This window comes from Planomonospora sp. ID67723, assembly GCF_015711605.1.
GTDB lineage: Bacteria > Actinomycetota > Actinomycetes > Streptosporangiales > Streptosporangiaceae > Planomonospora_A.
In genome coordinates, this window is the sequence record NZ_JABTEZ010000005.1 from 737,178 (window position 1) to 758,351 (window position 21,174).

17 protein-coding genes and 1 tRNA gene are annotated in these 21,174 nt (G+C 72.0%); 11 read left to right on the forward strand and 7 right to left on the reverse strand.

Annotation, left to right across the window (positions count from 1 at the left end):
* Window positions 1–3 precede the first annotated feature (3 nt).
* The 5 genes from HS041_RS34015 to HS041_RS34035 are packed head-to-tail and all read left to right on the forward strand — an operon-like array spanning window position 4 to window position 7,137.
* Entirely contained in the window at window positions 4–1,545 is a 1,542-nt protein-coding gene (locus HS041_RS34015; protein ID WP_196444943.1) for an ABC transporter substrate-binding protein, read from the forward strand.
* Window positions 1,535–2,497 carry an ABC transporter permease gene (locus HS041_RS34020; RefSeq protein WP_196444944.1) on the forward strand — a complete coding sequence of 321 codons (963 nt, stop codon included), beginning with the start codon at window positions 1,535–1,537 and terminating at the stop codon, window positions 2,495–2,497. The genes HS041_RS34015 and HS041_RS34020 overlap by 11 nt, the downstream gene beginning before the upstream one ends.
* The gene (locus HS041_RS34025; protein ID WP_196444945.1) at window positions 2,494–3,276 is read left to right on the forward strand and encodes an ABC transporter permease subunit; all 783 of its coding nucleotides are present in this window, start codon (window positions 2,494–2,496) and stop codon (window positions 3,274–3,276) included. The genes HS041_RS34020 and HS041_RS34025 overlap by 4 nt, the downstream gene beginning before the upstream one ends.
* Window positions 3,273–4,664 (forward strand): ABC transporter ATP-binding protein, encoded by a 1,392-nt coding sequence (locus HS041_RS34030; RefSeq protein ID WP_196444946.1) that lies wholly within the window; start codon window positions 3,273–3,275, stop codon window positions 4,662–4,664. Before HS041_RS34025 ends, HS041_RS34030 begins: the two co-directional genes overlap by 4 nt.
* 7 nt (window positions 4,665–4,671) lie before the next feature.
* The gene (locus HS041_RS34035) at window positions 4,672–7,137 is read left to right on the forward strand and encodes a class I SAM-dependent methyltransferase (protein WP_196444947.1); all 2,466 of its coding nucleotides are present in this window, start codon (window positions 4,672–4,674) and stop codon (window positions 7,135–7,137) included.
* A 52-nt stretch (window positions 7,138–7,189) separates the two neighbouring features.
* Here HS041_RS34035 and HS041_RS34040 read toward each other — a convergent pair whose 3' ends face one another.
* Together HS041_RS34040 and HS041_RS34045 are read right to left on the reverse strand one after the other, a co-directional pair.
* The gene (locus HS041_RS34040) at window positions 7,190–8,119 is read right to left on the reverse strand and encodes an NAD(P)/FAD-dependent oxidoreductase (RefSeq protein WP_196444948.1); all 930 of its coding nucleotides are present in this window, start codon (window positions 8,117–8,119) and stop codon (window positions 7,190–7,192) included.
* Window positions 8,112–8,831: a methyltransferase domain-containing protein gene (locus HS041_RS34045; RefSeq protein ID WP_196444949.1), complete on the reverse strand. Its 720-nt coding sequence runs from the start codon at window positions 8,829–8,831 to the stop codon at window positions 8,112–8,114. Before HS041_RS34045 ends, HS041_RS34040 begins: the two co-directional genes overlap by 8 nt.
* A gap of 961 nt (window positions 8,832–9,792) precedes the next feature.
* Here HS041_RS34045 and HS041_RS34050 point away from each other — a divergent pair.
* Both HS041_RS34050 and HS041_RS34055 read left to right on the forward strand, forming a co-directional pair.
* Window positions 9,793–10,380 carry a DUF5994 family protein gene (locus HS041_RS34050; RefSeq protein ID WP_255530185.1) on the forward strand — a complete coding sequence of 196 codons (588 nt, stop codon included), beginning with the start codon at window positions 9,793–9,795 and terminating at the stop codon, window positions 10,378–10,380.
* 118 nt (window positions 10,381–10,498) lie between these two features.
* Window positions 10,499–10,822, forward strand: a complete 324-nt coding sequence (locus HS041_RS34055; RefSeq protein ID WP_196444951.1) for an STAS domain-containing protein — start codon at window positions 10,499–10,501, stop codon at window positions 10,820–10,822.
* Window positions 10,823–10,967: 145 nt separating this feature from the next.
* Here HS041_RS34055 and HS041_RS34060 read toward each other — a convergent pair whose 3' ends face one another.
* From HS041_RS34060 to HS041_RS34070, 3 genes are all read right to left on the reverse strand, one after another.
* Complete coding sequence (locus tag HS041_RS34060; protein WP_196444952.1) at window positions 10,968–12,494, reverse strand: pentapeptide repeat-containing protein; 1,527 nt, start codon at window positions 12,492–12,494, stop codon at window positions 10,968–10,970.
* 689 nt (window positions 12,495–13,183) lie between these two features.
* On the reverse strand, window positions 13,184–13,519 hold the full coding sequence (locus tag HS041_RS34065; RefSeq protein ID WP_196444953.1) for a hypothetical protein: 336 nt from the start codon (window positions 13,517–13,519) through the stop codon (window positions 13,184–13,186).
* Window positions 13,520–13,654: 135 nt separating this feature from the next.
* Window positions 13,655–14,656, reverse strand: a complete 1,002-nt coding sequence (locus HS041_RS34070; RefSeq protein WP_307845582.1) for a helix-turn-helix transcriptional regulator — start codon at window positions 14,654–14,656, stop codon at window positions 13,655–13,657.
* A 105-nt stretch (window positions 14,657–14,761) separates the two neighbouring features.
* Between HS041_RS34070 and HS041_RS34075 the strand changes: the two genes are divergently transcribed.
* Window positions 14,762–15,889, forward strand: a complete 1,128-nt coding sequence (locus tag HS041_RS34075) for an epoxide hydrolase family protein (RefSeq protein ID WP_307845583.1) — start codon at window positions 14,762–14,764, stop codon at window positions 15,887–15,889.
* 25 nt (window positions 15,890–15,914) lie between these two features.
* Window positions 15,915–17,069 (forward strand): winged helix DNA-binding domain-containing protein, encoded by a 1,155-nt coding sequence (locus HS041_RS34080; protein WP_196444956.1) that lies wholly within the window; start codon window positions 15,915–15,917, stop codon window positions 17,067–17,069.
* Window positions 17,070–17,091: 22 nt separating this feature from the next.
* Here HS041_RS34080 and HS041_RS34085 read toward each other — a convergent pair whose 3' ends face one another.
* Entirely contained in the window at window positions 17,092–18,963 is a 1,872-nt protein-coding gene (locus HS041_RS34085) for an acyltransferase family protein (RefSeq protein WP_196444957.1), read from the reverse strand.
* Between the two features lie 443 nt (window positions 18,964–19,406).
* Between HS041_RS34085 and HS041_RS34090 the strand changes: the two genes are divergently transcribed.
* On the forward strand, window positions 19,407–19,787 hold the full coding sequence (locus HS041_RS34090) for a hypothetical protein (RefSeq protein WP_196444958.1): 381 nt from the start codon (window positions 19,407–19,409) through the stop codon (window positions 19,785–19,787).
* A 608-nt stretch (window positions 19,788–20,395) separates the two neighbouring features.
* Window positions 20,396–20,548, forward strand: a complete 153-nt coding sequence (locus HS041_RS39845; RefSeq protein WP_304609561.1) for a hypothetical protein — start codon at window positions 20,396–20,398, stop codon at window positions 20,546–20,548.
* A 245-nt stretch (window positions 20,549–20,793) separates the two neighbouring features.
* On the opposite strand, the gene HS041_RS34100 is transcribed toward HS041_RS39845, so the two are convergent.
* Window positions 20,794–20,867 (reverse strand) — tRNA-Arg (locus HS041_RS34100).
* Window positions 20,868–21,174 lie beyond the last annotated feature (307 nt).

The following is a 21,174-nucleotide window of genomic DNA, read 5'->3' on the forward strand; positions in this document are numbered from 1 at the left end:
ATCATGTTCTCCCCACTATCGCGCCGGATCGCCGTGGCGGTCACGGCGGCGGCGACGCTCGTCGGCTGCTCCTCCGGCGGCGGCACCGACCCCGGCGCGGCATCGCCGGCCGCGTCCTCCGGCTCGGCGGACACGGTCCGCTACGCCGCCCCCGGCTCCCCGTCCAACGCCGCAAGCGACCCGCACGGCCTGCTGCCGGGAGAGAGCGACCTGGTGCGGATGGCCCTCACCTACGACGTGCTGACCCTTCCCGGGCCCGGCGGCGAGACGCTGCCCAGACTCGCGACCTCCTGGGAGCCCGACGAGACCCTCACCCGCTGGAAGATCACGATCCGCGGTGGCGTGAAGTTCTCCGACGGCAGGGCCGTCAAGGCGGCGGACGCGCTGTTCTCCCTTCGCAGGATGGGCGAGAAGGCCGCGGAGAACTTCGGCCGGATGGAGATGTTCGACCTGGCCGCGTCCAAGGTGCTCGACGACACCGCCTTCGAGCTGGTCACCAGGAAGCCCTACGCCGAGGTCGGCAAGGCGCTGGAGGGCGCGACCTTCGTCGTGCCCGAGGGCAGCACCGATTTCACCGGGCCCGTCCCCGGCTCCGGCCCGTTCCGTCCTGCCGGCGGCGACGCCCAGGCTGCGAAGTTCGAACGCAACGACGGCTGGTGGGGGCCGAAGCCGCCGAGCCGGTACATCGAGGTCCGTGCGATCCCCGACCCCCAGACGCGAGGCGAGGCGCTGCTCTCCGGCCAGGTGGACCTGGCCGCGGCGGTGCCCGCCGCGCTGGTGAAGCAGCACGCGGACGACCCCGCGGTGAAGGTGGTGCGCAGGACGGGCGCGACCCTCTACCCGCTGGTCATGCGGACCGACACCAAGCCCTTCGACGACCGCCGGGTCCGCGAGGCGGTACGGCTGACGCTCGATCGCGAGCAACTGCTGCAGGTCGCCTTCCTCGGGTTCGGCGAAGTGGGCAACGACCTTCTCACGCCCAAGGACCCCGCCAGCCCCACCGGGCTGCCGCAACGCACCCGCGACGTCGAGCGGGCCAGGAAGCTGATGGCCGAGGCGGGATACGCCGGCGGCGTCGACCTCACGCTCCACAGCACCACCGCGTACCCGGGCATGGACTCCGCGGCGACGCTGATCGCCCAGCAACTGGGCGAGATCGGTATCCGGGCGAAGGTCGAGCTCGCTCCCGCGGACACCTACTTCTCGACGGTGTGGGGCAAGGAACCGTTCTACCTCGGCTACCTGGGCGGCATCCCCTTCCTGGACGTGGTGCGGGTCGCGCTGAAGCCCGGTTCCCCGACCAACGAAACAGCCTGGGAGGACAAGGCGTGGAACGCCGACCTGGAGAAGGCCCTGGCCGAGCCGGACGAGGCCGAGCGCCGTACCCGGCTCGGTGAGCTGCAGACCCGGCTGCGCGACGAGGGCGGCTACGCCGTGTGGGCGCTCAGCGACCGGCTCGACCTGGCCGGACCCGGCCTGACGGGACTGCCCGAGGGGATCGGTTTCTCGGCGGGCTTCATCGATCAGGTGGCCCTTGGCCGCTGACGGGGCGAGGTTCGGCGGCGTCCCCCGGGTGATCGTGCGCGCGGGGGCGCTGCTGTCCTGCGCCTCCACAGTGATCTTCCTGATCACCGAAGCGCTGCCGGGAGACGCCGCGGTCGTGCGGAGCGGCGGGCGGGCCACGGCCGAGCAACTGGACCGGCTGCGCGCCGAGGCCGGGCTGGACCGGCCGCTCGCCGAACGCTACGTGAGCTGGCTCGCCGGGACGCTGTCCGGAGATCCGGGGCATTCGCTCCTCACGGGACGGCCGGTCGCCGAGCTGATCGGCCAGCGGATGCCGGTGACCCTCACGCTGGCCGCGGCCGCGCTGGCACTGGCCGTACCGCTCATGGCGATCCTCGCCTGGGCGGCGGTGGGAGGGCCGCGACCGCTGCGACCGGTGATCACCGGGCTCGTCGTGGGCGGGGCGGCGCTTCCCCAGGTCGCCCTGGCGGCGTTGCTGGTGGCGCTGTTGTCCGCGGCGTGGAAACTCGTGCCGCCCGTCTCGCTGCTTCCCGCCGGCGAGCCGCCCTGGAGCCGTCCCGCGTTGCTGGTGCTGCCGGTGCTGACCCTCGCCCTGCCCGCCGCCGCGTACGGCGCCGCCCTGCTGCGCGGTGCGGTGGCCGACGCCGTCTCCCGGCCCTTCGTGCGTGACGCCGGGCTTCGCGGGGTGTCCGCGGCGGCCGTCGCGCTGCGTTACGTGTTCCCCGTCGTCGCACCCGCCGCCGTCCGGCTGCTCGCCGTGGTCGCGGGCGGCCTGGTCGCCGGGACGACGGTGGTGGAGACGCTCTTCGGCCTGGCGGGGTTGGGCGAGCTGCTGGTCTCCTCGGTCGGGGGCCGGGACCTCCCCGTGGTGCAGGCCGTCACGCTGCTCGCGGCGGCCGTGGTCGCGGCCGGCCTGATCACCGCCGACGCCGTCGCCCTGGCCGTGGACCCCCGGGGCGGAGCGGCCCGGTGAGAGTCTCCCGCGTGCTCCTCGTCGCGGTCGCCGCCGGCGGCGTGCTGGCGCTCGCCCTGGGCGGGGAGGCGCTGGCCGGGCGGGAACCGACCCGCACCGTGGCCGCACCGTGGGCGGTCGCGGGACCGGGCCTGCCGCTGGGCGCCGACGTCCTCGGACGCGACGTCCTGGCCAGGGTGCTGGCCGGCGGCCGCGACCTGACCCTGGGCGCGCTGGCCGCGGCCGGTGCGGCCTCCTCCTTGGGGGTGGCGGGCGGGTTGTGGGCGGGCTGGAGCCGGGGCCGTGCCGCCCGTGCGGCCAGGGCCCTGTCGGATCTGCTGCTGGTGCTCCCCCTGCTCCTGGTGGCGATGCTGGCGGTGGTGACGGTGCCCGGACCGGCGGCGGTCATCGCCGGAACGGTGTTCGGCGGCGCTCCGCTGACGCTGCGAGTGATGGCGGACGCCACGGCCCAGGCCAGGCACACCGGTTACGTCGAGGCCGCACTGTCCAGGGGCGAGCGCGGCCTGTCCGTCCTGTTCAGGGAGGTGCTCCCCGCGCACGCCGGACTGGTCGGCGCCGACCTCGGCCAGCGAATGGTGCTCGCCGTGCAGCTGTCGGCCGCGCTGAACGTCCTCGGCTTCGGTCCTCCTCCGCCGGAGGCGGACTGGGCGGCGATGCTCCGGGAGAATCTGCCGGGGATCGGACTCAACCCGGCCGCGGTGCTCGCCCCCGCCGCGGCATTGGCGCTGCTGGCCGGGAGCGTGGCGGGGCTCTCCCACATCCTGGCCGGGCGCTCATGAGCGGGCTGGCCGTGAGCGGGCTGACCGTCGTCGGCCCGGCGGGAGCCGCCGTGGTCCGGGATCTGGACCTGAGCACCGCGCGCGGCGAGGTGCTCGCCCTGGTGGGCCCCTCCGGCACGGGCAAGACGACGGTCCTGCGCGCCGTCCTGGACGTCCTCCCGCCCGGCCTGACCCGGATCGCGGGCCGCGTCGAGTGGGACGGCGCGGAACTGCGCGCCACGCGGCGCTGGCGTCGCCGGCACGTCGGCTACCTCGGGCAGGACCCCTCCTCCGCGCTGCATCCGCTGCTGACCGCGCGGGCCGCGGTGCTCGAACCCCTGCGGGTGCTCGGCCGGTCGCGCGCCGTACGGCGGGCACGTGCCGAACAGGCGCTCGCCGACGTCGGGCTGGACCCGGAGGAACTGGGTGAGCGCCTGCCGCACCAGCTCTCCGGCGGGCAGGCGCAGCGGGTCGCGCTGGCCAGGGCCCTGGCCGCGGACCCCGATCTGCTCGTCCTCGACGAACCCACCAGTGCGCTCGACCCGGAGGCGCTGGAGACCGCCGTCGCCCTGATCCGCCGCCGCCGGGCGGAAGGCCGCTCGGCGACGCTGATCGTGTCGCATGACGGCTCCGTGGTGGCCGGGCTGGCTGACCGGGTCGTGCGGCTGGGCATGCCCCCGGCGGCGGCGCCCCCGGCCGCCCCTCGTGCCGCGACGCGCGCGCGTACGGCCGGCCCGGTGCTCGCGGTAGGCGGTCTCGGCCTCGACCGGCCGGACGGCGCGCCGCTGCTCGACGACGCCGGGCTCGCGATCGCCCCCGGCGAGTTCGTCGCCGTGCTCGGCCCATCCGGATGCGGCAAGAGCACGCTCCTCAGAGCTCTCGCGGGACTGCACCCGGTGCGGGCGGGTACCGCCACGCTGCTGGGCGAGCCGTTGCGCTGGCCGGTGCGGGGCAGAAGCGTTCCCGCCCTGCGCGCGCTGTCCCTGGTCGGACAGGACCCGCTGGCCGCGCTCAACCCGGCGCGCCCGGTCTCGGCCGCGCTGCGGCGCCCCCTGCGCCTCCTGCGGGGGCTCAGCCGGAGGGAGGCCGCCGCCGAGGCCGATCGCCTGCTCGCCGCCGTTGGGCTGCCCGCCGACACGGCACGCCGTTACCCCTCGGCCCTGTCGGGAGGGCAGCGGCAGCGGGTCGCACTGGCCAGAGCGCTGGCGGCCGGGCCGGCGCTGCTGCTGGCCGACGAGATCACCGCCGCGCTCGACGCCGGGACCGCCGAGCGGGTGCTCGACCTGCTCGACCTGCTGCGCCAGAAGGAGGAACTGGCCGTCCTGGCGGTCACCCACGACAAGACGGTGGCCGCCCGAGCCGACCGCGTCCTGCGGATCGGCCGCTCCATGACCGATGACCGGAGGTAGACCGCCGATGTCCAGGCGACAGATCGAACAGACGCTGCTCACTCACCCGTGGATCGCCCGCGCGGACCGCGACGGTGCCGTCGTCACGGCCTCTCCGGAGGCGCTGGCCGTCCGGCGCCGGTCCGCGGGGCCGCCCGTCCTGGGTGAGCTCGTGACCGAGCACCTGGAGCACTGGGGCGAGGTCTACGACTGGACCTACCGCTCCGGTCGCGACGCGCAGGATCCCTCGCTCGACCTGTCCGGCTGGCGGGCGACGGGCACCGGCGAGCCGCTGCCCGTCGAGCACATGGCCGAGTGGGCGGACCGCACGGTGGAACTCGTCATGCGCACCCGCCCGCGCAACCTGCTGGAGCTCGGCTGCGGCACCGGCATGCTGCTGCACCGCCTGCACCCCCACCTCGACAGCTACGTCGGCACGGACATCGCCGAGCACGTGGTCGAGCGGTTGTCCGGGCTCGGCCTGCCGAAGGTGCGCGTGGTGCGCGCCGCCGCCCATGAGACGAGCGGTGCCGCGGTGCGCGCGGAGCTCGGCGAGCGGCCGGACTGCGTGCTGCTCAACTCGGTGACCCAGTGCTTCCCGAGCGTGGCGTACCTGGCCGCCGTACTGCACGACGCGATCCGGCTCGTCACGCCGGGAGGGACGGTGATCGTCGGGGACATCCGCCACTCGGGGCTGCTGGAGGCCCACTGCCGATGGCTGGAACGGACGGCGGACCCCGGCGTCACCGAGCCGGAGCTGACCGCGCGTGCGCAGCGGCGCGCGGCGTCCGACACCGAGCTGCTGCTCGACCCGTCCACCCTGGCCGCCGTCGCCGCGAGCTCGGGCAGGCGGGTCAGGATGAGCCTGCTCGCCAAGACCCTGACCGCCGACAGCGAGCTGACCCGCTACCGCTTCGACGCCGTGCTGCACGTCGAGCCTCCGGACGAGCCCGAGCCCGCCGTGCACGAGTGGGACGCGCTCGGCGCCGACCCGCAGGCCGGACTCGCCCGGCTCGCGGGCTCCCGGACCGGGCCTGTCCGCGTGCGCGGCATCCCGAACCGGCTGCTCGCCCCCGACGCCCGGCGCGCGACCACCGGGGCGGAACTGCGCGCCGCGCTCGCCGGTCACGACGCCGTGGTCCTGGTCGACCCGGACGATCCGGCCCTGCTCCAGGTCGCCGCGCCCGCCACGGCGGCCTCGACCCCGCTCGACGTCCTGGCCGGGCCGGGCCGCCCGCACGAGCCGATCGGTGCGTTCGCCAGGACCCGGCTGGTGGAGGTGGCCCGTCGTACCCTGCGCAAGGCGGGGCTACCGGTGCCCGCCGAGATGACCGCACTGCTGCCGAGCGGGCCCGGCCACGACGCCGTCACCCTCGCCCGGGACTGCGCGGCCGCCCACCGGGCCGGCATGCTCGCCCTCGGCGACACGGGCGCCCTGGACGAGATCCCCACCGCGGTCGCCCGGTTCGACGAGATCGCGCTGCACGCGCTGGGCCGCCTGATGGCCGGTGCCTTCGACGGCCCGCACACCGCCGAACAGGTCGTGGCGGGGCTGGGTACGGCACCGCGGCACGCGTGGATCGTGCGCAGGTGGGTGCACGTCCTGCACGCCGAGGGACGGGCCGAGCGTGATCCGGACGGGCGCTACCGGTTCCCTCCGGTCGCGAAGCGCCCCGAGCTGGACCCGTCCGGCCCGCTCCTGGCGCAGGCGTGCGCCACACTGGGCTACCCCCCTCAGATGACGGCGTTCTTCCGCGAGGCGCTCACCCTGCTGCCGGAGCTGCTCGCGGACGAGATCCCGGCCCAGGCGCTGCTCTTCCCCGACGGAGACCTGCTCACGTCACTGAGCAAGGACCAGGACAACGTGAGCAACACCTACCTGAACGCCGCTTTCGGCTCAGTGATCCGGCAGGCCGCCGGGACCCGTACGGCACCGCTCCGTGTGATCGAGCTGGGCGCGGGGGCCGGAGGCAGCACCGCCGCGGCCCTGCGAGGGCTGGCCGGAGCGGATGCGGACTACCTGTTCACCGACGTGTCCCGGTTCTTCACCGCGGCCGCGAAGGACCGCTTCGGCGACACGCTCCGCTACGGACTCCTGGACATCAACGCCGATCTGGTGGACCAGGGCGCACCGCGCGGCGGCGCGGACGTGGTGCTGGCGGCGAACGTCCTGCACTGCGCCCGGAACGTCGGGCGGTCGCTGCGGTGGATCCGGGACCTGCTGGCCCCCGGCGGGCTGCTGATCGCGACCGAGGCGGTCAGGGAGCACTACCTGGTGCTGGCCACCATGCAGTTCCTGCTGTCCCCCCGGGAGGGGACGCCGGACCTCGGAAGCGGCGACCGGCGCGGCGGGACCGGCCGGGTGTTCCTCACGGGCAGGCAACTGCCCGCCGAGCTGGCGGAGGCGGGTCTGCGGGTGCTGCTCGAGCTGCCGGGCGCGGAATCGCCGCTGGCGGCGCCGGCACAGCATCTGTTCGTGGCCGCCGGCATCTGAGCCTGCCGGGTGCGGCGCAGCCGCGATGACCGCGTCTGCGCCGCACCGGAGCTCACGTCGCGGCGAGGTCGACCGGAAGGCCGGCCCGGAACAGCTCCTGCTCCAGCCAGACCGCCGCGCGCACGCCGTCGGCCGCACTCGGGCCCACCAGGGTCACCGGCTCCGGGACGGCCTCGAGGTGGGCGAGATCGCCGGCGGCGTAGACGCCCGCGACGGTGGTCTGGCCGTACTCGTTCACCTTGACGCACCCGTCGGGCAGCAGCTCGCACCCGAGCTGGACGGCCAGGTCGTTGTTCGGCCGGGTGGGTGCGCGGTGGTAGAGCGCCTGCCGCCGCAGGGTCGTGCCGTCGGCGAACCGTATCGTCAGCGCGTCCAGCTCGCCCTCGATCGCGGTCACCGGGGTCTCGATCACCGGGATGTCCCTGGCCTTGAGCACCGCGGCCACCGGCTCGGGCACGCTGCTCGGCCCGTGGGTGCACAGGACCACGTCGGTGCTGTACCGGTCGGCCACGTAGGCGGCGAGCATCGCGTCGAAGCCGTTGCCGATGACCGCCAGGACCTTGCCGTCGGTCTCGTACCCGTGGCAGAACGGGCAGTGGAAGACGCTTCCGCCCCAGCGCTCGGCCAGCCCCGGGATGTCGAACGGCACGTCCACCTGGCCGCTCGCCAGCAGGAGCCGGGCCGCCTCCGCGGTCCTGCCGTCCTCTACCGTGACGGTGAAGGCACCGGATCGCCCGCTCGCCGTACCCGCGCGCCCCCGCCAGATCTCCACCGTCGGGTAGGCGGCCAGCTCGGCACGGCCGTCCTCCAGCAGCCGGGCCGGTGAGCCGCCGTCGCGTCCCAGGTACATGTGCATCTCCGCGGCCGGCGCGTTGCGCGGACTGCCGGCGTCGACCACCAGGACCCTTCGCCGCTGCCGCCCGAGCACCAGGGCCGCGCTCAGCCCGGCGGGGCCGCCGCCGGCCACGATCACCTCATACATGCGGATCCTCCTCGACGATGTACATTCCGAGCTCCTGCGGGCCGGTCGGCGTCAGTCCGAGGCCGTGCTCGGCGAGCTCCTCGCCGAGCGCCCGCTCGCCGAGCACCCGCCAGGCGTAGGCCGTCTCGGTCTCGCGGACGAGCAGCTCCCCCTCGTAGACCCGGTAGGCCATGTGCCAGGTGACGCCGCCGGGGCCCGCGGGCTCCGCCCTGCCCCATCCCTCGTAGCGGTGCCGGCCCAGCCGTACGTCGGCGAACCGGGTCATCGGCACCTCGACCGGCTCGGCGGGGGGCTGCAGGTTCAGCACCGCACGGCCGCCGGACGCCAGCAGACGCCATAGCGCGCGTCGCTCTTCGGGGGTGAGGTGACCGATGACGTTCATCGCCACCACGCCGCCCAGCCCGGCCGGAAGGGTGGCCTGCAGCAGCCCCCCGGGCAGCACGGTCACCCGGTCTCGGAGCCCGGGACGTTCGTACACCCGGGCCGCCAGCACCGACCGGAGCGCGGGAGAGGGCTCGATGGCCACCACCTCGGCATCCGGCAGCGCTTCGGCGATCACCAGGGTGCCCAGCCCGCCGCCCGCGCCGAGATCGACGACCGGGCCGGGCCCGAACCCCTGCAGCGCCTCCGCGAGCGGGGGGCCCAAGTCGCCCCAGTGCGGAGCCATCATGACGTCGACGAACTCGGCCGACCGTTCGTACGGATCAGTCACTCGCGCCCCTTCTAAGGAAACTGATAACGGTTTCTATTTTCATGGGCCCCCGAACAGAGCGTCAAGGGGAAACGCGATCGAGTGGATCTGCCGTGCATGAAGACTTCGAAGCGATCCGAGGCCGGTCGGGCGCGCCGGAGAGACCGCAGGCCACCCGCGGACGCCGGAAGCCCACGGCCCGCTCGGCACGGGGCGCCGCCCTGACGAGGTGCGCTCGCCGGCCGGACCCGGCCCTCGACGGCGTCGAGCGCCGCGCGGGTCCTGGATCGGATTCCGCGGTCGGCACGATCTGGCCTCGAAGAGATCGGAGCCTTCCGCCGATGGGACGGAAGGCTCCGAGGGTGCTCTCCGGTGTGACCGGGTTCGCCGGAGCTGGAACGCCGGCAGGCGTGCTCGGTGGCGGTGTGATGGATGTTCAGCACCCGCAGACCTCACACCGCGAATGCGGACGTACCTGTCAGGCGATCGGCTCGGGCGCCGCCACTTTCACGAAAGCGGACGATGCGCTACGTGGTGCCGGTGACGCGTGGGCTCGGGCTCAGCGCCGCGGGCGAGAGTCAGCCGCACCTGCTGCCGGGCTTGGTGCTCCCGAAGGGTGGTCTCCTTGCCGGAGTTCGTCCGGAAGGACTTGCTGTCTCGGGTGGACCGGCGGCCCTTCTGCTCCAGGAACCGGAATGGTCTGGTGTTGTCCGTACGGCTCATCGTGCACCTCCTGGGTGCTAGCCACTTTTCGACCATACACCTGTCCGAGGCCCGGGAGGTGAACGGTCGTGACGTGCGCCTTCGCCGCGGCCGAGGCGGGTCCCCGGCACGGCGGCGTCCGGAAACACTCGATTCCGGAAATCGTGAGGTAGGTTGGAGACACCGAGGACACCTCGTGCGTTGGCACTCAGGTCGGCGTCGCCCCCGGCGATCACCGCTACCGGCCCTGTTCGGAAGGGCCTGGACGGGGCAGGCGACCATGACGCCAGCACTTCCTTCGCAACTGGCGCCGCTGGGCGCCGTCTCCGCCTCCCTCCCTCAAGCCGATTCTCCGCTGCGGCTCAGTCTCCACCCGGTGCTGGATCGAAGAGCGGTGGTGGACGGGGCGTGGTGGCCCTACTCCCACGACGCGACCGCCGAACTGCCCGGCCTCATCGCCGCCGTCGACCGGCTGCTCGGTCGGGTCACGCTGCGGGTCGGTGTGCACCAGGACGCGTGGGAGCGCATCCCGCGCAGCATCCCGGCACGCGGGCGGCACATCCGGGTCGGCTGGTTCCGCTACGCCGACTCCCGAATGATCACTCTGGTCTTCGCGGCCGCCGAACCGGTCGTCTTGCTCATCATCCCGCCGGGTGCCGCGACCGGCCCCGCCGAGGCCACCCTCAAGCTCACCGCCCAGGACACCACCGGCTTGACTCCCGACGACATCGTCACCCTCGCCCATCTGCCGCACGATCCCGTTTTCCGCGCGACGGCCGCCAGCCCGGCCTCCTGGGCTGACGAGGGCGGGCGGGTAACCGGGCAGGAGGCTCCGGTCCCCGTCAGACGACCGCCGGCGCCGGTGTGACCCATGTGCCGCCTGCCGGCCGGATCGAGCGGTTCAGGTACCGCCCATTTCGGCGGCGAATCGATCTCCGGCCGGCAGGCATCCAGCTCATTTCATCTGCTTCGAAGAGGAGACTTCCATGACCGCCATCGACACCGCCCCGCTCGGCGGGGCGGGCGCGTCGGCGCCCACCTGCGTGCACCTGTCCGGAGACATCGACATCTTCACCACAGCGCAGCTGCGCCGGAAACTGCTGAACACGCTCAACTACAGCACCGGTCTGCTCACCTTGGACCTGTCCCGGGTCACCTTCTGCGGCGCCGGCGGACTGGGCGTGCTGCTCGGTGTGCAAGGCCGCGCCCGGGCCCTGGGCATCACGCTGGCCTTGACCGGCGTCCCCCCGTTCATGACCCGGCTGCTGCGGGTCTCGGGTCTGGACCACCGCTTCCCGATCGTGGCGTGACCGGCGGCGTGGAGCGCGACCCTCGCCGGCGCGGGTCATGCCGGGAGCCCGCCGTTCTCACGATCCGCCACGCCCGTGCGGGCCGGTGCCGCCCGGGTCGCTGCCGGCCGAGGCTCCCGGCCGCCGTCCGGTGACGCCTCGTTCGTCATTCGGCTGGTTCCGGCGATGGATCGTGCCGGGTACCGACGGTGTGTTCCGGGGCATGCGAGCACGCGTCGAGCACGTCGGGTGCGTCCGCCGGCGGCACCGTGTGATCAGGGACGGGCGGTTCACCGGCGGAGGCGGCGCCGTCGATGAGACGGGTGGAGCTTGAGCCGTCGGGGGAGGGGACCTCGCGCCAGCCCGGAGGCCAGCTGCGCAGGATGCCGGGAGCGGTGTGCACCCGCGCCTCCCAGAGAGCGGGCGCGGTATCGAAAGCGGCGTCCTGGAAGGACGCGGGGCCGGAGAACTCCGCTTCCCGGAAGACGGCCTCGCCGGCGAACGCGGCCGCGCTGAAAAACGCTTCGGCCCCGAACCGGGCACCGCGGAAGACGGCCAGACCCCTGAAGACGGACCGGCTGAAGAGCGCGCTGCCCGTGAAGGCCACGCCCCTGAAATCGGCCCGTTGAGCGAAGACGGTTTCCCGGAACACCGTTTCGCCCTCGAACAGCGCCTCCTGGAAACAGGCTTTGTAATCGGCGGTATCCCAGTCGGCGGTACCGGTGAATACGGCTCCCGCGAACATGGTCCTTCCACCGAAGGCGGCCCGGTCGAAGCGGGCGAACCCTTCGAAGACGACGTTGCCGAATCCGGCCCCGCGCATCCGGCAGTCGATCAGGTCCAGCTTGACCAGCCACGCGCCGGTGAGATCGAGGTCGATGCCAGGCCAGAACGTGGCCGGAGGCGACTGCTCGGATCGGCTCCAGCGCAGGTGGTCACGGAGGATCCGCTGCGCCGCGATGCGGACCTGAAGCTCCTGGGGGTCGATGAGCGCCCGGAGTTCCCGCTCCCGGGCATCCGGTCTTCTCCGGTCCGGAGGGCCGCCGTCGGCCTCGGCGGACTGTGCCCGTGCGGGATCGGTGAGCACAGGAGGCATGCGCAGGTAAGCGCAGATCACATCCACGATCGTCTGGCGGTGTTCGGGATTGTGCTGGGCGACGCGTTCCAGGGCGTACAGCCCGGCCAGGCGCACCGCGGCCTTGTCGTGCCCGAGCTGGTCGGCGGCCTTGGTGTACAGCTCGGTCACGCGTTTCTCGGCGGCGTCGTACTCCTGGTAGGCCTGGGTCCGCTCGCCCAGCCACTGACGGCGCACCCCCAGCAGGAGTGCCACCAGCCCGGCGGCGCCGGCGCCCACGGTCAGACCGGTCTTGACCGCGTCCAGCCGCAGCTCGACACGCTTGGCGGCGTCCGGCGCGGTGTCGGCCAGGGTCAGCAGGACCGCCGTGGCGCCCCACATGGAGACGACGATGAGTACGACTCCGGTCAGCACCCACCACCACGACAGCACGCGCAGTTCCGTACGATCACCCCGCCGGGGCCCGCCCAGCGCCAGGCCCAGACCGGTGGTGGCCAGCACCACGGCTGTCAGGGCGAGCGCACTCCAGGCCGGGACGTAGGGGGCCGCCTCCGTCCCGGCCCGTCCGGCCGGCAGCGCGACCCCGGCCGCCGACGCGGCCGCGATGAGCAAGACCACCCCGGCCGTCCTCCGCCCGGCCCGTCCTCCCCGCCGTTTCATGGGTCAACTCCAGCGCACTCCCGCAGGAGCTGTCTACCGGTGCGAGGGCAGGGCGGCATCGGAGCATCAGCGAGCCCGATGAGAGCTGACGGGCCTGCCTCAGGCAGACTCGAACCGGGTGGCCAACCGGCAGGTGAGCACTCAGGCCGTTCTGCCCGTCGACGGTGACGGCCGCCTCCGCGAGAGCGCACCCACACGATGACCATCCCCTGTGACCGCGCAGGTGACCGCGCAGGTGACCGGACTGATCGCCATAGCGCTGCTGCTGGGCGTCATGCTCGCTCTGGGGGCATGGTGGCTGTTGGCGAAGGGGTGGGACGCCCTGCTGGACGCTCTGCCGATATGGCTGCCTCATACCCGTTAGCGAACGCGAATCGCGATGCGGTGGCGGCCGTCGGGGCCGCCGGTCTCGAAGCCGGTCACCATCTGCCCGTCGGAGGCGTGCACGAACGCCGTCGACAGCGGCGGCGGTGTTCGGATCTCCGGCCTCCTGGGGTCGCGACCGGTTCGTACACCAACGTGTCGGACAGGGAAGGAAGCCAAGGCCTGCAGCCTCGGCCACTTCCACGGACGCGACCTGCGCCGGGCGCTGATCATCATGGCGTCCGCGCCGGGAACGCCGACCCGGTTGTCGCGTGGTGACCGCGCTAGCCGGAGAACCTCTTCGCGAGGTCCCGGGCCCATTGCGCGGCCTCGGCCGCCTGGTCGCCGGTGAGGGGGGCGCCGGGCATCCGGCTCAGGCGCTCCACCTGCTCGGCGAAGCGCAGGTACTCCCGGTGAGCGTGTTCCCGGCAGGCCAGGCAGGTGACGCTTTCCGGACGGTGAGAGGTCATCGCATAGGGGACCTGGAGCCCGCAGCCGGTCGTGACGACACTCGGCGCGTCGGGCACGAGCCCCAACGACGACACGATCACATTGCGGAAGGCGGCACCGGACTGCATCACCTTCTGCTCGACGTGGATGTGCGGATCTGTCTCGCTCATCTGCGTGCGTGCCTCCGTCCGAGTCGCCCCGGAATCAGACTAATGCGTTGACCACTCAGGTTCACCGGCGTTCACATCCTGCGAAACGCTCTCGATTACGCCGCAGGTATGACACCAGGCTGACCCCGTCGCTGTTCACGGCGAGGCCGGGCCCCGCATCTTCAGCGGTCTCCCCGACCGCGCCGCACCCCGGGCGGCCCGGGCGCTGAGCTCCCTGAGGTAGTCGATGAGCTCCGGGGGCTCGTGCACCTCGAACTCATGCCCGAGCATCACCAGCGACTGGGCGAGCCAGGGCAGCGTGTCGGTGTGGCTGCGCACCCGGCAGGTGTGATCGTCGATCGGTTCGACGTCACCGGGCTTGTCACCCAGACGCCCGGTGACCTGTGCCGCCGGCGCGCGCACGGTGACGACCGCGGTGTAGGTCGGGACGAGTGAGTAGAGCCTGCCGGTCACGAACTCGGCCGCGTCCTCGGCCGGGAGTTCGCGCGGCGCGTACCGCTGCCCGGTGGGACGCGGCTCCCGCACGCGGTCGACCCGGAAGATGCGCCAGCCGTCGCGGTCGAGATCGTAGGCCACCAGATACCAGCGCCGACCGGTGGGAACGAGGTGGTAGGGCTCCACCAGCCGACGGGTCTCACCGCCGTCGGCGGCCTCGTACGCGAATCGCAGCCGCTCGTGGTTGGCGGCGGCTGCGGCGAGCGAGGTCAGGTCCTCCGGGTCGACGCTCGACCGGCCCGCGTTCGGCGCCATCGGCACCGTCGCGGCGCTGAGCGCCCTGACCCGGCGGCGCAGGCGGGAGGGCAGCACCTGCTCCAGCTTGGCCATCGCGCGTACGGAGGCCTCACCGATGCCGTCCACGGGATGCCCGGCCGCCGTACGCAGGCCGACCGCGATCGCCACCGCCTCCTCGTCGTCCAGCAGGAGCGGCGGCATCGCGGTGCCGGCGATCAGGCGGTAGCCGCCCACGGCGCCCATGGTGACCTCCACCGGGTAACCGAGCTCCCGGAGCCGGTTGATGTCGCGGCGGATCGTGCGCGGGCTCACCTTCAGCCGCCGGGCCAGCTCGCTGCCGGGCCATTCGCGTGGCATCTGCAGCAGGGACAGCAGGCTCAGCAGCCGGGCGGGAGTGTCGCTCACGACATCCATCATGCCGTGCATCTAGGCCATGAACTGTCCTATATGCCGCCTAATGTCGAGGACGTCGCCGCAGATCGCGGCCGGCCAAGCCGATTGAGGAGTGCCGTGAGCACCGAGATCCGCCCGTTCCGCGTCGACGTCCCCCAGCACGATCTGGACGACCTGATCGACCGGCTGGCCCGGACCCGCTGGCCCGGGCAACTGCCCGGGGAAGGCTGGAGCCGCGGGGTCCCGGTGGTCTACCTCAAAGAGATGGCCGGCTATTGGCGCGACGGCTTCGACTGGCGGGCGCAGGAGGCGCGTCTCAACGCGTTCCCGCAGTTCGTCACCGAGATCGACGGCCTGGACGTGCACTTCCTGCACGTCCGTTCGCCCGAGCCCGACGCGCTGCCGCTGATCCTGACGCACGGCTGGCCGAACTCGGTCGTGGAGTTCATGGACCTCATCGGCCCGCTGACCGATCCGCGCGCCCACGGCGGCGACCCGTCGCAGGCGTTCCACGTGGTGGTGCCGTCGGTCCCGGGTTTCGGATTCTCCGTCGCGCCGCGCGCGACCGGTTTCGGTGCGGCGGACGTGGGGCGGATGTGGGCGGAGCTGATGAGCCGCCTGGGGTACGAGCGGTACGGCGCGCACGGCGGTGACCTGGGCGCCTACATCACCCCTGCGGTCGCCGAAGCCGACCCCGAGCACGTCGTCGGCGTGCACATCACCGGCGGCATCGGGTTCCCGACCGACGAGGACGTCCCGGACATGAACGCCGAGGAGCTCGCCCAGTACGCGGAGATGCGGCAGTGGGTGGGCGGCGGTGTGGACCACCACCCGCTGCTGCGCGCCGCGCCGCAGACCTTCGCGTTCGCCTGGCACGATTCCCCCACCGGGCTGCTGGCGTGGATGATGCAGAAGAACAAGGAGTTCGCGATCACCGTCGACGAGCCGGACCAGGCCATCGACCGCGATCTGCTGCTCGCCAACGTGACGCTGTACTGGCTGACCGGGACCTCGGGCTCGTCGTCGTGGTTCATGTACGAGAGCACCGAGTTCCGCTGGCCCGTAGGTCAGGACCGGGTGCCGACCGGCGTCTACTGCGGGCCGCCCGCCATCCGCCGCCTCGCAGACAGGAACAACAAGATCATTCACTGGCCGGACAGCAACCCGGGCGGACACTTCGTCGCCATGGAGGAACCGGACGCCCTGGCCCGCGACCTGCGCGCCTTCTTCGGCAAAGTCCGCTGACACCGAGCAGGGGGAGCCACCACCGATGAACGATCTGCCGCGTTTCTCCTGGTCCGACGTGCACTCCCGGCGCCTGGACCGGCATGCGCTGACCGTCCCGTCGAAGACCGCCCGGCCTGCCGACATCGTGGCCGCGATGGCGAGCACCCATGCCCAGGTCATGTCGGCCGCCGAGCTGGCCGTCGCGATGCGCATCGACGGCGCCACCCGCCTGGACGTACGGGAGGCGCTGTGGAACGAGCGCAGCCTCGTCAAGACCTACGGGTTGCGCGGGACGGTGCACTTCACGCCGGCCCGGGATCTGCCGCTGTGGGTCGGAGCGTTGTCGGCCCTCCCCGCCGCGCCGAACGCCATGCCGCCCGACGTCCGGCTCACACCCGACCAGACCGAGGAGGTGGTGGCGGCCGTCGCCGCCGCGCTGGACGACGCCGAGCTGACGATCGACGAGCTCACCGAGGCGGTCGTCGAACGCACGGGCCCCTGGGCGGGCGATCCGGTGATGGAGGCGTTCCAGGGCAAGTGGCCGCGCTGGCGCCAGGCCATGCACCTGGCCGGGATGCGCGGCGTCCTGTGCTTCGCTCCCAACAGGGGCCGTAAGGTCACCTACACCAATCCGCAGCGGTGGCTGCCGGGCTTCGAGCCCGCCGACGCGGAGACGGCGCTGCCCTGGTTGGTGACGAGCTACCTGTATGCGTACGGGCCGTCCACGCCCCAGCGGTTCGCGCACTGGCTGGGCGTCCCGGCGACATGGGCGAAGGAACTGTTCGGGTCGCTGGGCGAGGCCCTCCAGGAGGTCGCGGTCGAAGGCGAACGCGCCTGGGTCGCCGCCGGAGATCTCGACGTACCGGCGGACCCGCCGCAGGGCGTGCGGCTCCTTCCCTACTTCGACGGCTATGCCTATCGCGTCGGCAACCAGCCGCCCGCGTCGCTCTATCCGGGCCGTGCCGCCGAACGCGTCCTGCCCGGCAACTTCCAGATCCTCCTCATGGACGGCGTCGTCGCGGGCCTGTGGCACCAGCGCCGGTCCGGCCGCAGGATCAGCATTACCGTCGAACCGCTCGGCGCGCTCACCGCCGCCCGGCGCCGGGACCTCGACGACCAGGTCGACAGGCTAGGGGAGATCCTCGAAGGCACGCCACGGCTCACCATCGGTCCCGTCACCGTCGGCGGCCACGCCTGAGCGTGATGAGGCATTCCGGCAACTACCTCTGAGAGTTCGCCTGCCCGCCTGCGAGCGCCCGTAGCATCTCTTTCTCCAGTGCGGGGGCGAGCGAGCGCATGAACGTCGCCGTGATGTGGCCGTTGTCGGAGTAAACCAGCGTGTTGCCGATCACCGACGGGCAGCGGTCGTCCGGGCAGAACGTGGCGTTGAAATCGGCGACCGTCACGTTGGCAGGTATCGGCCCGGCCGCCGGCATGCGCTCGGCCAGGCTGAGGCTGCGAGGCGCGACGCAGGCGGCGGCGCCCTTGGTCTCCACGCATTCGGGCGGATCGAAGCCCATCCGCGGCGTGTCGCGGATGGCCAGGACGTCGATGCCCATCGCGCCGAGCTGCCGCCACCGCTCCAGGTACCCGCCGGGCATGTTCTCGCCGCGCTCCCATTCGCTGGACTCGGTCGCGGTGGTGATCAGCAGGTCCGGGTCGAGCTTGCGGAGCTCGGCGAGCACGCCCTCCTGCCACTGATCGCATGTGGGCTGGGGCCTGCCCTTGTAGAGCTGCACGGTCGTGGACAGGGTGCAGGCGCCCTTGGTGATGTTGACGATCCGCCAGCCGTTGTCCTCGCCGAGCAGTTCAAGGGCGGGCAGCCAGTGGGCGGCGTGGGAGTTGCCGACCAGGGCGATGGTCTTGTCCGGGTTTTTCGCTCCGTAGTGGCAGACGAGGACTTCCGCCTCCCTGGGATGCTGCGCGCACCCGTCCTCGTACGACCTGGGCCGGTCCTTGGCCGCCAGCGCCGGAGCGGGCGTGATCGCGTTGCCCTGCTGCCGGGGCAGGAAGGTCACCACCACGGCCCCGACGAGCGCGGGTGCCAGCAGCAGCGGCCCCCAGTTGCCCGTCCGGTCCGTCAGCTCGGTCGTCACCGCGGCCAGCACGAAGCTGGCGGCCAGGATCAGCAGGATGCCCTTCCAGCTCGCCGCGGTCCGGTCCGTGGCCACGAGGTAGAAGACGAAGATCGGCCAGTGCCACAGGTAGAGCGCGTAGGAGATGCGGCCGACGTACAGCACCGGGCGGAGCGTCAGCAGCCGGTCCGCGCCACCGGCCGTACCCGCCACGATGACCGCCGCCGCTGCCAGCGTCGGCCACAGCGCGACGTAGCCCGGGAAGCTCGTAGAGACCTGCAGCACCAGCCCGCACGCGACCAGTGCCGCCAGGCCGAGCCAGCCGAGCACCGCCCGCACGGGTTTCGGCACCTTCAGGAACGGCAGGGCCACGGCGAGCAACCCGCCCAGCGCCAGTTCCCACAACCTCGCGCCGGTGTCGAAGTAGGCCCAGGCCTGATCGGTGGCCGTCCGGAAGATCGAGTACGCCAGGGAGAGCGCGAAGACCGCGGTCATCAGCCCCACGAAGGCCCGGAGCTTTCGCCGGGCCATCAGCAGGAGCACCGGCCAGATCACGTAGAACTGGCCCTGGATCGCCAGCGACCAGAAGTGCTGCACCGGGCTCACCGCGTTGCCCGCCGACAGGTAGTCCACCGCCGAAAAGGCCAGCTGCCAGTTCTCGTAGTACAGGGCGGAGGCGACGACCTCGGCGACCGTGACGTCCCAGCGCGTCTTCGGCAGGATCAGCACCATGCCGATCAGCACGCCGAGCAGCGTCAGCCCGGCGGCCGGCAGGAGCCTGAGCACCAGGCGCCTGGCGAAGGCCAAGAGCTTGACGTGCTCGTTACGCAGGAGCGAGCCGGTGATCAGGAAGCCGGTCAGCATCAGGAAGACGTCGACTCCGCCCGAGACCCGGCGCGGCCAGATATGGTAGATCACCACGAGGAGTACGGCTACCGCACGTAACCCGTCGATCTCCAGCCTGCGCTCCGATCTCGCGGTCCGGGGGCGCTGGAGGGCGTGGCGGGCGGCTGACATGACGTCACAGAATATGACTTCTTTAACTAATCGGACAAATTTCTGTCAGCTCGGAGTCTGTTTCGATGGGCGCCATTCATGCGGCGGGTAGGAGCGGACGCCCTCTTCGGCAGGCTCGGGTGAGACACCGGAAGACGGCCGGTCGGGCGGCGTGGGCGGTGGGGTGGTGCACGAGCACGGCTGTCGGGTGCCGTAGGCGGCAAGATGCGGCGAACCCCGGCCGTCCACATAGTCGCAGGCCATACGGGGGTTCCCGCTGGTCTCGGCAGTGCGCCCTGCAGGATTCGAACCCGCGACCGCCGGACTAGGCGTGGATCGGCCGTTGGTGGTTCCGTAATGCGGTGGCCATGGGCCATGGGCTATGGCGCGGTGGGTGAAGTGAAGATCATTCCGTGTATGTTCCGCAGCGGTCGCACCCGCGTGCTTCCGGATGCTGCCGACGCATGAAGTACGTCGATCTCAACGCCTCGATGACCCTGCCCGGTGGTGGTGTTGTCGATGGTGTCATCAGTCCGGTCGAGTGCCTGGAACGGCTCTCCTCCGGTAAGGGCGGCGAGGAAACCTCTATGGAGATCATGCTCAAGCACAACTGCTGGAAGCGCGAAGAGGACTTGATCATCCGCTATGAAGGGGTGGCGGAGTCCAGGCTCGGTATCGCGGCACCTTCTGGGGCGGAGGCGCGCAGTGTGGTGATCCTCGACGAGATCCTGTCGCACCCTGATGGATGCACCCACGAGGTCGCGTTCCGGCCGGGAGCGGTCATGGTGACCTGCCGGGACCTGATCGCTACATGGGTGGTGGCTGACTGCCCAGAGAAGCCCTGAACGGCGAAATCCGACACAATTGGAGTACGCGGTGGAGCTGGAGGAGCTTCCGGCCAATCCACTGCACCGGGTCAAGCTCCGCAAGGCCAAGTCCACGGGAGAGACCGACCGGCGCTCGGTGGTCAATCCAGCTCAAGCCAGGGAACTGCTGACCGCGGTGACCTACGTCGGCCGGTCACGTGGGCCGATGCTGGCAGCCATGTTCGCCTCCATGTACTTCGGCGGCCTGCGCCCGGCCGAGGCGGCGGGACTGCGCAAGAAGGACTGCCACCTCCCCGCGTCCGGCTGGGGTCTACTGACACTGGAGAAGACCAGGCCGCAGAGCAACAAGCGGTTCACCGACTCGGGGGAGACCCACGACGATCGCGGGCTCAAGCACCGGGGCCGAAAGGTGATCCGGGAGGTCCCGATCCCACCGGAGCTGGTGACCCTCCTCCGGGACCACATCGACAGGTTCGGACGGCCGGCTGTTCCGCACCCGCACGGGCGGGCTGATCTCCGGTTCGGCCTACGCCAAGGTCTGGAAGGAGGCCCGGACCTACGCCTTCACACCCGATCAGGTCGCCTCGCCGCTGGCGGCCCGGCCGTACGACCTGCGTCACGCGGCCGTGTCCCTCTGGCTCAACGCCGGAGTGCACGCCCCCGAAGCGGCCGAGCGGGCGGGCCACGGAGTGGACGTGATGCTCAAGGTCTACGCCAAGTGCATCGACGGCCAACGCGATGTGGCCGACCAGCGCATCCTCGACGCGCTCGCCGCATGACGTCGACGGCAGGCACCACCAGGACCCCGGGACCTCTCGGGGTCCTTCGGCGTTCCGGCCCCGAACCACCGCGCGAACCTCCGAAACTCCCGGCCCCACCTGGGCAAACGGGGCCGTGGGCATTCCGCGTATGTTCTGTGACCGGTGGCATACGGCTGCATCCGGCCGCCTGCGGCGGCAGGGGAGGGACGAGCTCTGGGAATGCAAAAGACCAGGTCATAGGCTAAATGACCTGGCCTCGGCAGCGCGCCCTGCAGGATTCGAACCTGCGACCGTCGGATTAGAAGTCCGGTGCTCTATCCAGCTGAGCTAAGGGCGCTCCCGCCTAATTGTGCATGATCCTGGGAGTGCCCATGCATCGGTTTTCCTCTCGTGTCGCGTCGATCACTCTCTGTCGCGGCCGGCGAAGCCCGGGACGGCAGGCATGGGCGGTGCAGGAGTGAAACGAGGCCGATCGCACGAGGGCCGGTGGGGCGTCGGGTCTCGAAGCAGCCGCGCAGATCGTGTGATACATCGCATTCTGGCGGCTGTTCGAGATCGAGTGCCCGCCGACGGGCGGCTCATTCGGCGCCTACCGGAGGTGCCTGTGCAGGGCATGCCGGCCCGTCCGTACGGTCCCGACCACC

Coding starts and splice junctions, on each gene's coding strand:
- HS041_RS34015 (WP_196444943.1), top strand. CDS start 4: ATGTTCTCCCCACTATCGCGCCGGATCGCCGTGGCGGTCACGGCGGCG.
- HS041_RS34030 (WP_196444946.1), top strand. CDS start 3,273: ATGAGCGGGCTGGCCGTGAGCGGGCTGACCGTCGTCGGCCCGGCGGGA.
- HS041_RS34035 (WP_196444947.1), top strand. CDS start 4,672: ATGTCCAGGCGACAGATCGAACAGACGCTGCTCACTCACCCGTGGATC.
- HS041_RS34040 (WP_196444948.1), bottom strand. CDS start 8,119: ATGTATGAGGTGATCGTGGCCGGCGGCGGCCCCGCCGGGCTGAGCGCG.
- HS041_RS34050 (WP_255530185.1), top strand. CDS start 9,793: ATGACGCCAGCACTTCCTTCGCAACTGGCGCCGCTGGGCGCCGTCTCC.
- HS041_RS34055 (WP_196444951.1), top strand. CDS start 10,499: ATGACCGCCATCGACACCGCCCCGCTCGGCGGGGCGGGCGCGTCGGCG.
- HS041_RS34065 (WP_196444953.1), bottom strand. CDS start 13,519: ATGAGCGAGACAGATCCGCACATCCACGTCGAGCAGAAGGTGATGCAG.
- HS041_RS34080 (WP_196444956.1), top strand. CDS start 15,915: ATGAACGATCTGCCGCGTTTCTCCTGGTCCGACGTGCACTCCCGGCGC.
- HS041_RS34085 (WP_196444957.1), bottom strand. CDS start 18,963: ATGTCAGCCGCCCGCCACGCCCTCCAGCGCCCCCGGACCGCGAGATCG.
- HS041_RS34090 (WP_196444958.1), top strand. CDS start 19,407: ATGAAGTACGTCGATCTCAACGCCTCGATGACCCTGCCCGGTGGTGGT.